We start from the raw sequence: 14,587 nt of genomic DNA, 5'->3' as shown, positions 1-14,587 counted from the left end.
GGACGCAGAGGGGCCGGCGTGCTCCTCGGATGTGCGAGCGCGCTCGCCGGGTTGCTGTACCTCGCCGTCGCGGGCGCGGTCCTCGGGCCGTGCCTCCTGTGGCCGCGCACCCGTCCGCGGGCCGGGGCCGCGCTGAGCGCGGGCGCCCGCCGGATCGCCGCGGTCGACCGGCGCCGCCGCACCGCCCTCTTCGACGACCGCTTCCCGCTGCACCACACGCCGCAGGACGCTCAGGTGGTGCGGTACGTCGCCCAGCGGGCGTACTCGGGGACGGTCACGGCGGTCACGCTCGCCCTGCTCGCGTTCGGGGTCGTCCTGGCCGGGGTGTTCGCGGCCGCCGTCGTGACCGGCCGGGTCGGCGCCGTCGAACTCCTGTGGCAGTTCCTGCTCGGCGGTGCCCTGCTCTTCCTCGGCGTCCAGGGGCTGCGCTCGCTGTACGCCCTCGACGCCCGTCTGGCCCGCGACACCTTCGGCCCGTCGGAGCGGGAACTCCTGCGCCGCCGCATCGACGAACTCGCCACCAGCCGCGCCGCGGTCGTGCACGCCGTCGACGCGGAGCGCCGCCGCATCGAGCGCGATCTGCACGACGGCCTCCAGCAGCGCCTGGTCGCGCTCGCGATGCTGCTCGGCCGGGCCCGCCGCCCCGGCCGCACCCCGGAGCAGGCCGATGCGCTCCTGCGTCAGGCCCACGAGGAGTCCCTGGCCGTCCTCACCGAGCTGCGCGAAGTGGCCTGGCGGGTCTATCCGTCGGCCCTCGACGGGCTCGGGCTGCGGGAGGCGCTCGGCGGGGTCGCGGAGCGCAGCCCGGTGCCGTTGCGGCTGTCGTACGCGGTGCCGCACACGCTGCCGGGCCCGGTCGAGACCGCCGCGTACTTCGTGGTGTCCGAGGCCGTCACGAACGCCGCCAAACACGCGGCCGCCACCACCGTCACCGTCGAACTGTCCGTCAGGGCAGGCGTGTTGGGCGTGTCCGTACGGGACGACGGCAGCGGCGGCGCCGATCCGGCGGGCACCGGACTGAGCGGACTGCGCGGCCGCGTCGAGGCGCTCGACGGCCGGCTGCGCGTCGACAGCCCCGCAGGGGGACCCACCACCGTCACCGCGGAGCTGCCGTGCGCGTGATCATCGCCGAGGACTCGACCCTGCTGCGCGAGGGCCTGGTGCGGCTGCTCGCCGAGGAGGGGCACGAGGTCGTCGCCGCGTTCGGCGACGCCGACGGGCTGCCCGAGGCCGTGGACCGCCATGGACCGGACGCCGTGGTCGTCGACATCCGGATGCCGCCGACGCACACGGACGAGGGGCTGCGGGCGGCGCTGGCCATCCGCGAACGGCGCCCGGAGACCGGCGTGCTGGTCCTGTCCCAGCACGTCGAGCGCACGTACGCGGCGCAGTTGCTGGCGGGCGGCGCCGAGGGCATCGGCTATCTGCTCAAGGACCGGGTGGCGCAGGTCGAGGAGTTCCTGGACGCGCTGGAGCGGATCCGGGCGGGCCACGCGGTCATCGACCCCGAAGTCGTGCGGCAGTTGATGGGCCGCACCACCCGCACCGATCCCCTGACCCGGCTCACGCCGCGCGAACGGGACGTCCTGGAGGTGCTCGCGCAGGGCCACACCAACGCGGGGATCTCGGAGCGCCTCCACCTCTCGCTCAGCGCCGTGGAGAAGCATCTGAACGCCGTCTTCGACAAGCTGGACCTGCCCCGCACCACCGGGCACAACCGGCGGATCCTGGCGGTCCTGCGCTACCTGGAGGCGTAAAGGGCGTGCTCCCTGGGGGAGTTGGAGCCGTCGGGGGCGGTCAGGCTGTGGCTCGCGAGGACGGACGGCCCGGCGACGGGCGCCGGGGCCGGTGTCCTCGACGCGGACGGGCTGCGGCGCGTCGGGCGGCGCTCGCCCTGGGCCCCGGCGGGAGCCGGCCGCCGCCCGTCAGAGGGAGCCCTCCAGGGTCAGCAGCGTGACCTTGCGCTCCAGGCCGCCCGCGTATCCGGTGAGGGCGCCGTCGGATCCGATCACCCGGTGACAGGGGCGCACGATCAGCAGCGGGTTGGCGCCGACCGCCCCGCCGACCGCCCGTACGGCGGCGCGGGAGGCGCCGATCCGGGCGGCGACGGCCCCGTACGTGGTGGTGGCGCCGTACGGGACGTCGTCGAGCGCGTCCCACACGCGCCGCCGGAACGCGGTCCCCTCCGGCCGCAACTCCAGGTGGAACTCCTTGAGCCGGCCGGCGAAGTAGGCGTCGAGCTGCCGCGCGGCCTCGGCGAACGGGGCGGGTTCGCGCACCCATCCCTCCCGGACGGTGCGGCCGCCCTTCTGCCCGGGGACGGACAGCGAGGTCAGGGCGCCGGTGGCGTCGCAGGTGAGCAGCAGCTCACCGAGCGGGCTGGCGATGGTGTCGAAGCGGATCGTCTCTGGGTCAGTGTTCACGACTGTCCTTCTGCTGTCGGTCCACGATGAGGTGATGGCGGGCGTACGAGCGCCAGGGGCGCCACGCGTCGGCGGCGGGCACGTCGTCGCCGGGGACGGCCACGTCCGGGTCGCCGAGGGCGCGCAGCCGGATCAGGGCGGCGGTCCGCGCGTCCATACCGGGCAGCGCGCGCAGCGCCGCCTCGGCGTCGTCGCGGTCGGCGCCCGGGTCGAGGCGCAGTCGCCCGTCGGCGAGCGCGCGGGCGAGGGCGCCCAGCGTGCCGGGTTCGTCGACGAGGGCGTCGGGCGGGGAAGACCCGGCCGAGGCCCCCGCAGGGTGCGTCGAGCCGCTTGCCGTAGCGGTCGACGAGTCGCGCGGACTCGGCGGGCCCGACGAGCATCCTGACGGCGGCCTCGTCGGGGTCGGCGGCGCCGGGCGAGCGCAGTCCGGGCCGGGCGGCGACCAGGGGGCCGAGCCACGGGTCGGCACCGAGCCGCTCGTCGACGGCGTACGGGTCGGAGTCCAGGTCGAACAGGCGTCGCAGCCGCCCGACGGCGGTGGTCAGGTCCCGCAGGTCGGTCAGGTGGATCCGGGCGTCGAGCCAGCCGCCGCGGTGCTCGGCCTGCGCGCCGGGCTGCTCGTGCCCGGCCTCGTCGACGGAGACGATGCCGGTGCCGTACGGGAGTCGCAGCGTGCGCCGGAAGACGCGGGAGCCGACGGCGCCGCTCAACTCCTCGATGCCTGCTACGCGTTCACGCCCCAGGAGATCGAAGACGGGCGTCGACCGATAGGCGCCGCGATGGGCCAGCCGGAGCGGGATGCCCGCGGCGGAGGCGACGGCGCGGCGGTCGGCGGCGCGCCCCGGGGCGTCGGCACGGAGCTGTGTGGGGGTGCGGGCGTACACCTCGCGGACGGTGTCGTTGAACTGGCGGACGCTGGCGAACCCGGCCGCGAAGGCGATCTCCGTGACGGGGAGCGGGGTGGTCTGGAGCAGGACGCGGGCGGTGTGGGCGCGCTGGGCGCGGGCGAGCGCGACGGGGCCCGCGCCCACCTCGGCGGTGAGCTGGCGCTGGACCTGGCGTGCGCTGTAGCCGAGGCGGGTGGCGAGCCCGCCGACGCCCTCCCGGTCGACGACGCCGTCGCCGATGAGCCGCATCGCCCGTCCGACGACGTCGGCCCGTACGTTCCACGCGGCGGACCCCGGTACGGCGTCCGGGCGACACCGCCGGCAGGCCCGGTACCCGGAGCCCTGCGCGGCGGCGGCCGTCGCGTAGTACCGCACGTTCTGACGCTTCGGGGTGACCGCGGGGCAGCTCGGGCGGCAGTAGATCCCGGTGGTCTCGACAGCGAAGAAGAACTCCCCGTCGAACCGGGCGTCGCGGCTGCGGACGGCCTGGTAGCGCGTGTCTTCATCGATCATCACGCACCCAGTGTCGCGCGCCGCGGTGCGCTCGGCTGGCGGGAATCGGACATGGCGGTGCGTTCGGGGGTGTCGTCGCCGGGTGCGGGCCGGTGGGGGCTGAGCGCGCGGTTCCCCGCGCCCCTGGAGCATGCGGCTGCGCCGCGACTCCCCGCGCCCAGCCCTCCACCGGCCCGCGGACGCCACGCAACCGCCCCCGGCAGTTGGATCCGCGCCCCTAGATCAACCGCCCCCGCTTCGCCTCCATCGCGTCCCGCCCCTGCTTCCCGCGCTGCTTCCAGACCCGCCGCATCTCGTCCCGGACCCGCGCGTCCGTCCGGGCGGCAAGCCGCCGGTTCTCGCGCAGCAGCTTCCGGTAGCTGTCGAGACGCCGCTGATGCAGCCTCCCGTCCGCCAGGGCGGCGATCACCGCACAGCCGGGTTCCACCGTGTGCGCGCAGTCGTGGAACCGGCAGTCCTCCGCCAGCGCGGCGATCTCGGCGAAGACCTGCTCGACGCCCGACTCGGCGTCGTACAGACCGACGCCGCGCAGCCCCGGCGTATCGATGAGGACGCCGCCCTCGGGCAGCACGAACAGGTTCCGGGTGGTCGTGGTGTGGCGGCCCTTGCCGTCCATGTCGCGGACGGCCTGGACGTCCATGACGTCGGCGCCGAGCAGCGCGTTCGCCAGGGTGGACTTGCCCGCGCCGGACTGTCCGAGCAGTACGGACGTGCCGCCGGAGACGACGGACCGCAGCACGTCGGTGCCGGCCCCGTCGAGCGCGCTGACGGGCAGCACGCGCACGCCGGGCGCGCTGGTCTCGACGTCGGAGACGAGGTACGACAGGCCGACCGGGTCGGGCACGAGGTCGGCCTTGGTGAGGACGACCAGGGGCTGCGCCCCTGACTCCCAGGCCAGCGCCAGGAACCGTTCGACGCGGCCGAGGTCGAGCTCGGCGGCCAGGGACACCGCGATGATCGCGTGGTCCACGTTCGCGGCGAGGATCTGCCCCTCGGACCGCTTGGACGAGGTGGACCGCACGAACGCGGTCCGGCGCGGCAGGAACGCCTGGACGTAGCGGGGGTCGCCGCCGTCGGGGTCGACGGCGGCCCAGTCGCCGGTGCAGATGACCTTCATGGGGTCGCGGGGCACGACGAACTCGGTGTCGGCGCGCACGACGCCTTCGGAGGTGAGGAGGTCGCACTGCCCGCGGTCGACGCGCAGGACACGGCCGGGCACGAGCCCGCGCTCGGCGTACGGGGCGAACGCGGCGGCCCACTGGTCGTCCCAGCCGTACGGGAGGAGGGAGTCGGTGGTGCCGCTGTGCGCGGAGTGGTGCGAAGTGCTGTGAGACAAGGGGTGACCCTTCAGAGGGTGGCCCCGGCGCTGAAGAAGGAGTCGCTCAGCCGGCGGCCAGGGAGGAGGACGAGATGAACTTCCGGATGCGGGCAACGCCCGTGGCAGCGACAGCCATCGGTCGACACCTCCCATGTCTCACAGAGTCAGCGGCGGCAGGAGCCGCGGGAACGGGCACGACGATAGCCGTCTCCCCCGGCGCCCTCCACCTGTTTATCGGCCTTGGCCGCCGTCACCGGGCCGGCGTCGTCCGCAGGAAGTCGCGGACCGCGTCCGCGAAGCCGACGGGGTCGCCGGCGTACACGAAGTGGTCCGTCTCCAGTTCGACCAGGCGCGTGTGCGGGCGCCGGGCGATCATCTGCCGCGCCTGGTCGGCGGGGAGTACGCCGCCCTTGCTGCCGCGCACCAGGAGGGCGGGGCAGGCGGAGGCGGTCCAGTCGGCCCAGTGGTCGCCGTGCACCCGGTCCTCGGAGTCGTGGATGTCCCGGGGGTGGAAGGGCAGGCCCCAGGTGCCGTCCGGGAGCTGGTGGACGAGGGGCTCGAAGTGCGCGGCGAACGGTCCGAGCCCGGCGACGAACTCCTCCTTGGAGGGGGCGGGCCGCTCGGGGAAGTTCAGGACGAAGGCGAGGGGGTTGGCGCCGTCCAGGCCGAGTGCGGCGCAGCCCTCGGCGTTGATCAGGGCGGTGACGCGGTCGGGCCTGCGGGCGGCGAACTGGTAGGCGTTGATCGCGCCGAGCGAGTGGCCGAGCAGCGCGACCCGGTCCAGACCCAGGTGGTCCAGGAGCGCCTCCACGTCCTCGAGGTACCCCTCGCGGCTGTAGTCGGCGGCCCGGTCCGAGGCGCCGTGGCCGCGCTGGTCGGGCGCGATGACCCGCCACTCGGGGGCGAGGCGGGCGGCGAGGTCGGCGTACGACATGCCCTCCGACATGTGCCCGTGCAGGGCGAGCAGCGGACGCCCCGGGCCGCCGAAGTCGACGTAGGAGAGGGTGCGGCCCGCGATCGTCAGCGCGGAGCGCCGGGCGGTGGTGCTGGTCTCGATGTCCTTGTCGATGTCCATGGCTCGACCGTAGCCCAGATCTATACGGTTGTTCAATACGCTCGTCTAATACGTCTGTATAAATTCTTGGCGCGTCAGAGCTGACGGGCCGGCCAGTCGAGGAGCCGGGCGCCGATCACCGCGGTCTGGAGCGCGTACCGGTGGACGGGGTCCGCCGGATCGGCGCCGGTCAGCTGGTGGATGCGGGCCAGCCGGTACGTGAACGCGCGCACGCTCAGCGACAGGCGACGGGCCGCCTCGGCGGCGACACAGCCCGCGTCGAAGTAGGCGGCGAGGGTGTCGAGCAGGGGCTGCGCGCCGCCGCGCGCGTGCCGCAGCGGGCCGAGGACGCTGCCGACCAGCTCGGCCATGGCCTGCCGGTCCCGGGTGAGGACCGGATAGACGAGCAGGTCGGCCGAGCGCAGGACGGGTTCGTCGAGGTCGAGGCGGGCGGCGAGGTCGAGGGCGCTCAGTGCCTCCTCGTAGGACTGCACGACGCCGCCCGGACCCGAGTGCGGGCGGCCGATCGCGACCTTCCCGCCGTCGGTGGCGACGTAGGCCTGCTTGGCGAAGAAGGCGAGGATCTCGTCCTGGTCGCCGGGCGCGACACAGACAAGGCGCCCGTCCTTGGTGGTCAGCAGGATGCTGCGGTCGCCGAAGCGGGCGATGAGGGAGCGCTCGACCGAGCGGAGCACCGGGTCGCCCTCGCCGTGCGCGGACTCACCCTCGGCCACCGCGACCGCGTGCGCGGCGGAGAGGCGGAGCCCGAACCGCTCGGCGCGCTCGGCGAGTTGGCCGAGGTCGCTGCGGCCGTAGAGAAGGTCGTCGATGAACTCGCGGCGGGCCGCCTCCTCCTGACGCATCGTGTGGCGCTGGGCCCGCTCGTACCCCTCGATGAGCGCGTCGACGGCCTGCGCGCTCGCCGCGAGGACGGCTTCGGTGGTGGTGGAGCCGCCGAGTTCGAGCGAGTGGGACGCCGTCGTGAGGTGGGCGGCGATCAGCGCGCGCAGGGCGAGTCCGGCCTCGGCGGCCCGCTCCCCAGCGCGCGGCGCGACTCCAGTTCGTCGCGCGTCAGCCGGCGGCCGGTCGCCGCCGCGCGGCCGACGATGTCGGCATAGCCCGCCAGGTACTCGTCGGGTATGTCCTGTGCCGTCGTCGCCATGGCCGCCCCTGCCGTCCCGATGCCCCGCTGACGCATTCTTAGCGCACGTGGCGGCGGTTCGGGCCGGTGGGGTGCGCGCGGCGGCCAGGAGGCGAGGGGTGGCCGGTGCCACTGGTTCGCGCTCAAGGACCGGGGCTCAGCGGTCTCGGCCGGTGATCGCGGCCTCCACGGCCGCCAGGCGGTCGGCGAGCAGTCCGAGGGCGGCGACGGCCCGGACGCCCGGGTCGTCGGCGGGGCCGCCGAGGGTACGGGCGCGGACGTGGCCGGCCTTCACCTCGGCCCAGCGCGCGGCTTGACGGTCCGTCAACCGGCCGCGCAGCTCGGCGAGTTTGAGAAGACTGGCCTCGGCGCCGGTGGTGAGAGTGTGGGCCTCGCTCGTGTAGTGGTCGTCGATGAGAGCGGCCAGCTCGTCGTCGTTCATGGCCGGGTCGATCCGGGCGGCGATCTTGTTCATGTCGCGGTAGGAGCCCTGGAGCCGAAAGGGCGGCTCGGTACGGGTCGCGGGGTCCTGGGCGGCGGACGCGATGTAGGCCGCGTTGACCGCGAGGACCGTGGCGCGGGCCGCGACGAGGTGGCGCAGGACGGTGACGACGCGGTCGCGTTCGGCGGGCGCGTACGGGTGGACGAGGTGGTCGGCGCGTGCGGCGGGATCGCCCTCGGCGATCCGGAGCAGCAGGTCGAGGTCGGCGCGCTCGCGGGCGGCGAGCGGCGCGAGATGAGGGTTCGCGGTGAGCGCGTTCTCCACGAAGGACGCGGCGAAGGCGTCCGCCCGGCCGGTGAGGACGTCGCCGAGGTTCCATACGTCGGCGCGGTTGGCGAGCATGTCGGGGACGCGGAAGCGGGCTCCTGACTCGGTGTACGGGTTGCCCGCCATGCAGACGGCGAACCGCTTGCCGCGCAGGTCGTACGTGCGCGGGGTGCCGTTCCACACGCCGTCCATGCGGCGCTGCGCGTCGCACAGCGCGATGAACTTCTGGAGGAGTTCGGGCGAGGTGTGCTGGATGTCGTCGAGGTACAGGAGGACGTTGTTGCCCGTCTCCAGCGCGAAGTTGACCTTGTCGATCTCCTGCCGGGCGGTCGCGTGCGGAGCGTCGGCGGGGTCGAGGGAGGTGACGGTGTGGCCGAGGGCCGGCCCGTCGACCTTGACGAGGATCATGCCGAGCCGGTCGGCGACGTACTCCATGAGGGTCGTCTTGCCGTAGCCCGGCGGCGAGATGAGCAGCAACAGGCCGCCGGCCGTGCCGAGTTGCTTGCTGAGGCTGTCGCCGATGAGCGGCAGGTACACCTCGTCGACGAGACGGCTGCGTACGAACGTCGACAGGACGCGGGGGCGGTGGTCGTCGAGGCGCAGCCGGGCGCGTTCGGCGGTGGCGAGGCGGGTGCGCAGCCGCTGGTACGCGCGGAACCCGGGCACGGTGCGCGTCCGGAACTCCGCTGTGCGGGCGAGCAGTTCGTCGATCCGGAAGGTGAGGCGGCGGCCCGCGATCCGCGGGTGGGTGCCGAGCAGGCCCTCGACGGTGGCGGTGAGGTCGGCGGTGTTCTCGTACCGCTCCAGGTCCGGGCAGAGTTCCACGGCCACGGCCTCGGGCAGGTCGGCGAGGCGCTCACCGGCGGCCGTGGCGTACGCCGACAGCCATGCCTCCACCAGCTGGCGGCGGGCGGTGAGGTCGGGCACCGCCGCGATGTCGTCCTCGTAGGCCGGACCGTCCACCGTGCGGCGGAACTTGTCGAGGAACTCGCGGGTCCGGGACGCCACGACGAAGCCGGTGGGGGCGCCGCTCAGCTCGTCGACGAGGTACGCGGCGGCGTCCGGGTCGCCGTCCATGCGCGCGGCGAGTTCCGCGCGGAAGTCGTCGAGGGCGGGGGCGAGGCCGAAGGTGTCGCGGGCGCGGGCCAGCGAGGCGGCCCGACGGATCAGCAACCGCCGCTCTTCGTCGGGTACTTGGTGCGCCCAGAAGAGCTGGGCGGCGGCGCGGGCCCGCGGGGTGTGGCGCAGCAGGCCGGCGCTGGAGTGCAGGCGCAGCAGGGCGGTGAGGATCAGGGTGGTGTCGTGGTCGTGCACACCGCGCTCGTAGCCCTCGTCGTACGCGTCCTCGGCGGCGGCCCGGACGCGTCGCGGCAGGTCGTCGGCGGCAAGCAGCGCGTCGGCGCCGTGGTCGGCGAGGAGCCGGGCGGCGAGGTGTTCGGCGCGGTAGACGGCGGGGTTCTCGGAGGCGAGGTGCTGGTCCCAGTGGGGGCGGGTGGCGGCGAAGTCGGGATCGGTGACGGGGGCGCGGTAGTCGGTGCCGGTGAGCGCGAAGGCCATGCCGTCGCCGTGCGGGACGAGGGTCAGGTCGAGCGGCTGGGTGTTGACGGCGAAGCGGTGGCGGCCCAGGCGCAGGGTGTCGCCGCCGTCCGCGTACAGGTCGGTGCGGTCGCGCAGGGTGCGGGCGGCTTCCCTGCGGGCGGCGTCGACGCGGCCGGCGAGTTCGTCCGCCCGCACCTGGTCGCCGAGGTCGCGCAGGTCGGCGATGGTGCGGGCGACCTTGGCGACCAGCGGGTCGGAGGCGAAGTAGGTGTGGATGTCCTCGTCGGAGGCGAGGGTCGCGGCGCGGCGGGCGATCGAGGCGAGGACGCGTCCGGCGGAGTGGGCGAGGCGGTCGGTGCGGCGGGCCCGTTCGTCGGTCAGGGCCTGCTTGCGGGCGGCGAAGGCCTCGTGGATCTCGGTGCGGCGGGTGTCGAGGTCGTCGAGGAAGGCGTCGGACTCGGCGAACCTGCCCTGGAGTTCCTCCAGCCGCAGCAGGAGCCGGGCCAGCTGGTCGTCGCAGGCGTGCGGGGTGTCGGCCGCGGCGAGGGCGCCGGTGACGGCCTGCCCGAGCAGGGCGAACTCGGCGGCGAACTCGGCGCGCCCTCTCGCTCGGCGAGTTCGCGGCGGCGCGCGTCGAGGGTGGCGCGGGCCCGGTTGACGGCGGCCAGGGCCTCGGCGAGGTGTTCCAGGACGGTCGCGCGGACCGTCGCGTCGGCGACCTCCAGCCCGGCGACGACGTCCGCGGCCGTGCGCAACTGGTCGCCGAGCGCCTGGAGTTCACGGTACGGCTCGGTGAACTCGGCGACGGTCGCGAGCGTGTCGGCGAGCTCGGCCAGTCCGTCGAGGTGCCGGTGCTGGGCGGCGAAGGCGTCGGGCCGCGCGAGGAACGCGACGGCGCGCTGCCCGGCCGCGTCGATGTCGGCCGCGAGGCCGGTGGCGAGGGTGTCGATCTGCTCGGTGTCGGCGTGGCGGAGTTCCTTGAGGGACAACAACCGGCCCTGCGCGCGGCGGAGTTCGGTGATCCGCTCGACCCATTCGGGGGCGGTGCGGGGCACCTCGCCGCGGATGCGCCGGACGAGGCCCGCGCTGCGGGCGGCCGCGTCGGCGACCGCTTCGGCCGCCTGCCGGGTCAGGCCGCGCACCGTCTCGAACTCGGTGAGCACCTGCTCGGCCGTGGCGCGTACGGCGTCCAATGGGCCGCGCAGGTCGCCGAGTTCGGGGTCGCCGAGCCAGTGGTGACGGTCGGCGGCGCGGACGCAGCGCGCGACCAGTTCCTGGTAGGCGGCGGTCGTCGGCGTCCCGGCCGTGCCGGTGACGGTGCGGGCCACGGCGAGGCAGTCGGAGATGCCGCCCACCAGGTCGGCGTTGCCGACACGGGCCAGTGGCCCCGCGCCGGCGGGTCGGGCCGCGGCGTGGGCGTCGGACACGTACGGGGAGTCCCACGTCTGGAGCGGGTGCACGCGGGCGGGCTCGCCGTCGGTGGCGCGCAGGACGAGCAGGGAGCCGTCGTCGAACAGCGCGTACCCCTCGCAGGCGATCGGGGTGGCGAACTCCTTGCGCAGGACGTTGTAGGCGAGCAGCAGGGTGCGGCACGCGCCTGTTCCGTGGAAGACGAAGAGGACGTCCTCGCCGCTCGGCGAGCGCACGGTCCGCTCGTAGGCGAGGCCGGTCGTGTCGAGGGCGTCGAACGCCTTGGACTCCCCCGTGGCCAGGACGTATCCGCCGGGGAAGACGATGCCCTGCTCCTCGGGGAGCGTGCGGCAGGCCTGCCCGATGCCGTCGAGCCGCACGGTGTGCCCGGTGAGCGTGTCGAAGACGAGGTACCGGTCGGCGCTCTCCTTGTAGGGGCGCACGCGCAGCAGGATGAGCGGGCCGACGCGGGCGTGCGCGACGTCGGCGTCGGCGAGCGACTGGAGCGGTTCGTCGACCGGTTCGCTGTAACGGCCCTCGGCGGTCTCGGTGTCGTTCTCGGTCTTGAGGGTGAGGGTGCCGCCGAGCGTGTCGACGTAGACCTCGCCGCCGGGCACGGCGATGTGCGGGTGGCGGCCGGGGACGTGGTCGTCGCGGGTGGCCGTGGTCCAGGTGAGGTCGTGGGCGGGCGGCAGGACGTGGTCGCGGTCGCCGCGCGCGTCGAGGAAGACGGCCCGGCCGTCCACGCCGAGGGTCCAGCGCAGGACGCGGATGTCGGCGGCCGTCTCGCCGGTGCGGAACACGGCGAGCAGTGTGCCGCCGACGAGCCGGAGGCGGATCAGCGCGGCCGCGCGGTAGTAGCGGTGCAGCGCCGCGAACTCCCGGACGAACGCGGGGTCGTCGAGCAGGCCGGGCGCCGCCGTGTCGGGGAGCGCCTCCAGGGTGCGGCGGTCGTGCAGGGTGAAGACGTCCGCGACGGTCGTCCCGTCGTCGGCGCCGAGCGGTGTCGTACGCCCGGACAGCAGGACGTCACCGACGGCGATGACGTCACGGGCCACGCCGGGCCGAGCGGTGCGCAGGTGGCGCGTGTCGGCGAGGACGAGTCCGGTGGCGCCGAAGGCGGCCACCCGGCGCTCGTTCAACTCCTCCGCTCGCGCGGCGAGTTGCCGGGCCTGTCCGGCGAGCCGGTCACGCAGGACGTCGTAGGTGCTCGCGTCCGGACCCGTGTCCATGGGCGGGTTTCCCTCTCGTACGGGCGGTCGCGCCTACGGGCGGTCTCGCGTACCGGTGGAACGTGCTGATGCCGTACGGCCGGGGTCGCCGACCCCCGTGCGGCGGCCCCGGCCGGTCCCGCGGGCGGGTCAGTGGTGCGCGGCGGAGCCGTTCAGCCGCGCCAGCGGAAGGTCGGCGAGACCCAACTGCCCCGCCTTGTCCAGGAGTTCTCGGAGCTGTCCGGCCTGTTCGCCGACGCCGCCGTTCATGAGCTTCATCAGGAGCGCGGAGACGGTGAGGTTCTGGACGTCGCCGGTCGACACGGAGCCGAGGATCTTCGTCAGGTCCTCGGGGAAGACGGCCGTGCCGTCCAGCCAGGGGCCCGCGAGGGCCTGGGCGGTCCGCGAGTTCTCGACGAAGCCGTCGAGGCCCTTGCCGAACGCGATGGAGTTCACGAGCCGGTCGAAGAAGACGGAGTCACCGCCGACGATGTCGATGTCCGCGTTCTCCAGGCCGGTGGCGAGGACGGTGGCCTGCGCCTCGGCGACCTGCCGCTGCGCGTCGAGCCCGGCGAGCCGGATCTCCTTCTCGGCCTGGAGCCGCAGCCGGTACTCCTCGTGGCCGCGCGACGCGTCGTCCAGGGCCGCCATGGCGAGGGCCTTCTGGTTGATGCCCTCGGCCTCCGCCTTGAGCTTCTCGCCGATCGCGGTCGCCTCGGCGAGCGCCTTGGCGCGGGCGCCCTCCGCCTCGGCGCGCAGCCGCGCCTCGGTGGCCTCGGCCTCGGCGCGCCCCGACTTCTCGATGACGTCGGCTTCCTTGTCGCGGACCTGGACGTCGGCGAGGCCCGGCGCGGCCTGCTCGGCCTGGATACCGGCGGCGAGCTTCAGTTTGGCCTGCGCGTGCAGGTCGGCGGACTTCAACTCGGCCTCGGCCAGCGTCAGTTGTTCGGCGGCACGGTGGGTGGCCGCCTGTTCGGCGGCCTCCGCGGCCTTGATGTCCTTGACCAGCTTCTGCTGCGCCTCGGCCTCCGCCGCGATGATGACGGACTGCCGCCCGCGCTCCGCCTCCTCGACGGCGCGCAGCTTCTTGATGGACTCCTCCTGCTCGGCGACCGTCCGGTCGACGGCGACCCGCTCCCGTACGACTTCGGCGATCTCCCGCTTCTGCCCCTCGACCTCCTTGTCGGCGGCGATCTTCGTCAGCTGGGTCTCCCGCTCCCGCGCGATGACCTCCAGGAGGCGGTCCTTCTCGATGCGCTCGTTCTCGACGGCGATGACCCGCTCGCGGTTCTTCTGCGCGACGGCGACCTCGCGCTGCTGGTTCTCGCGCTGCACGCCGAGCTTCTCCTCGGTGGTGAGGAACGCGCCCTGCGAGCGCAGCCGCTCCTCCTCCACCACTCGCGCCGTCTCGGCCGCCTCGCGGGCCCGTACGGTGTCGATCTCCCGCTGCTGCTTGATCTCGGCGTCGGCCTGGCGGCGCTCCAGCTCCAGGATGGTCTCGCGGGCGTCGACGTTCTGCCGCGTGATCTCCTTCTCCTCCGTGCGCTGGAACTCGTTCGTCCGCACGTGTTCGATCGTCGTCAACTCGGTGATCTTCCGGATGCCTTGGGCGTCCAGGACGTTGTGCGGGTCGAGCTGGGAGAGCGGCGTCTGCTCCAGGTAGTCGATCGCCGCGTCCTCCAGGTGGTAGCCGCTCAGGTCGACGCCGATGACCTCGATGATCCGGTACCGCAGTTCCTCGCGCTTGGTGTAGAGATCGGTGAAGTCGAGCTGCTTGCCGACGGTCTTGAGCGCCTCGGAGAACTTGGCGTGGAACAGTTCCTGGAGCGTCTTCTGGTCGCTGGCGCGCTGGGTACCCACGGCCTGGGCGACCTTGATGACGTCGTCGACGGTCTTGTTGACCTTCACGAAGAACGAGATGCGGATGTCCGCGCGGATGTTGTCCTTGCAGATCAGCCCGTCCCGGCCGGTCCGGGTGATCTCGATGGCCTTCACCGAGATGTCCATGACCTCGGCCTTGTGCAGCACGGGCAGGACGACCTGCCCGGTGAACGTCACATCGACCCTGCGCATCCGGGAGACGATCAGCGCCTTGCCCTGCTCCACCTTGCGGAACAGCCGGGTGAAGGCGAACAGCAGCGCTATGACGAACAGGACAGCGGCGACGGACACGCCGATGCCCACGGTGGTGGCATCCATGTGAAGTCCTCGGTGACGGCGATGGGACGTGTGCGAAGCGGTGGCAACGGAGCCCTCACGACACCGGTCCCGGTGCCGGACGCGCGGACGGCATACGCCGACTGCCGGTGTCCGGCACCGGGA

At 73.9% G+C, this 14,587-nt stretch carries 6 protein-coding genes and 3 pseudogenes; 2 read left to right on the top strand and 7 right to left on the bottom strand.

Translation table 11 applies throughout. The annotated features are described in order from the left end of the window. Positions 1–18: 18 nt before the first annotated feature. Together V2W30_RS31355 and V2W30_RS31350 are read left to right on the top strand one after the other, a co-directional pair. The gene (locus V2W30_RS31355; RefSeq protein ID WP_338701819.1) at positions 19–1,122 is read left to right on the top strand and encodes a sensor histidine kinase; all 1,104 of its coding nucleotides are present in this window, start codon (positions 19–21) and stop codon (positions 1,120–1,122) included. Further along, positions 1,113–1,757, top strand: a complete 645-nt coding sequence (locus V2W30_RS31350) for a response regulator transcription factor (protein ID WP_338701817.1) — start codon at positions 1,113–1,115, stop codon at positions 1,755–1,757. The genes V2W30_RS31355 and V2W30_RS31350 overlap by 10 nt, the downstream gene beginning before the upstream one ends. A 168-nt stretch (positions 1,758–1,925) precedes the next feature. On the opposite strand, the gene V2W30_RS31345 is transcribed toward V2W30_RS31350, so the two are convergent. From V2W30_RS31345 to V2W30_RS31315, 7 genes and pseudogenes are all read right to left on the bottom strand, one after another. After that, complete coding sequence (locus tag V2W30_RS31345; protein ID WP_338701815.1) at positions 1,926–2,423, bottom strand: methylated-DNA--[protein]-cysteine S-methyltransferase; 498 nt, start codon at positions 2,421–2,423, stop codon at positions 1,926–1,928. Next, positions 2,413–3,823: pseudogene (locus V2W30_RS31340) on the bottom strand (DNA-3-methyladenine glycosylase 2 family protein). The gene V2W30_RS31345 and the pseudogene V2W30_RS31340 overlap by 11 nt, the downstream one beginning before the upstream one ends. A 217-nt stretch (positions 3,824–4,040) precedes the next feature. Beyond that, complete coding sequence (gene rsgA, locus V2W30_RS31335) at positions 4,041–5,159, bottom strand: ribosome small subunit-dependent GTPase A (RefSeq protein ID WP_338701813.1); 1,119 nt, start codon at positions 5,157–5,159, stop codon at positions 4,041–4,043. Between the two features lie 232 nt (positions 5,160–5,391). Further along, positions 5,392–6,216: an alpha/beta hydrolase gene (locus tag V2W30_RS31330; protein ID WP_338701811.1), complete on the bottom strand. Its 825-nt coding sequence runs from the start codon at positions 6,214–6,216 to the stop codon at positions 5,392–5,394. A gap of 74 nt (positions 6,217–6,290) precedes the next feature. Next, positions 6,291–7,357 (bottom strand): annotated as a pseudogene (locus V2W30_RS31325) (PucR family transcriptional regulator). Between the two features lie 136 nt (positions 7,358–7,493). Continuing rightward, positions 7,494–12,286 (bottom strand): annotated as a pseudogene (locus tag V2W30_RS31320) (DNA repair ATPase). Between the two features lie 129 nt (positions 12,287–12,415). Next, positions 12,416–14,464 (bottom strand): flotillin family protein, encoded by a 2,049-nt coding sequence (locus V2W30_RS31315; protein ID WP_338701809.1) that lies wholly within the window; start codon positions 14,462–14,464, stop codon positions 12,416–12,418. Positions 14,465–14,587: the final 123 nt, after the last annotated feature.

It is taken from the genome of Streptomyces sp. Q6, from assembly GCF_036967205.1.
GTDB lineage: Bacteria > Actinomycetota > Actinomycetes > Streptomycetales > Streptomycetaceae > Streptomyces > Streptomyces citrinus.
Note: the sequence above shows the minus strand (reverse complement) of the source record. Positions and strands in the feature narration are given on the sequence as shown.

Coding starts and splice junctions, on each gene's coding strand:
- V2W30_RS31330 (WP_338701811.1), bottom strand. CDS start 6,216: ATGGACATCGACAAGGACATCGAGACCAGCACCACCGCCCGGCGCTCC.
- V2W30_RS31315 (WP_338701809.1), bottom strand. CDS start 14,464: ATGGATGCCACCACCGTGGGCATCGGCGTGTCCGTCGCCGCTGTCCTG.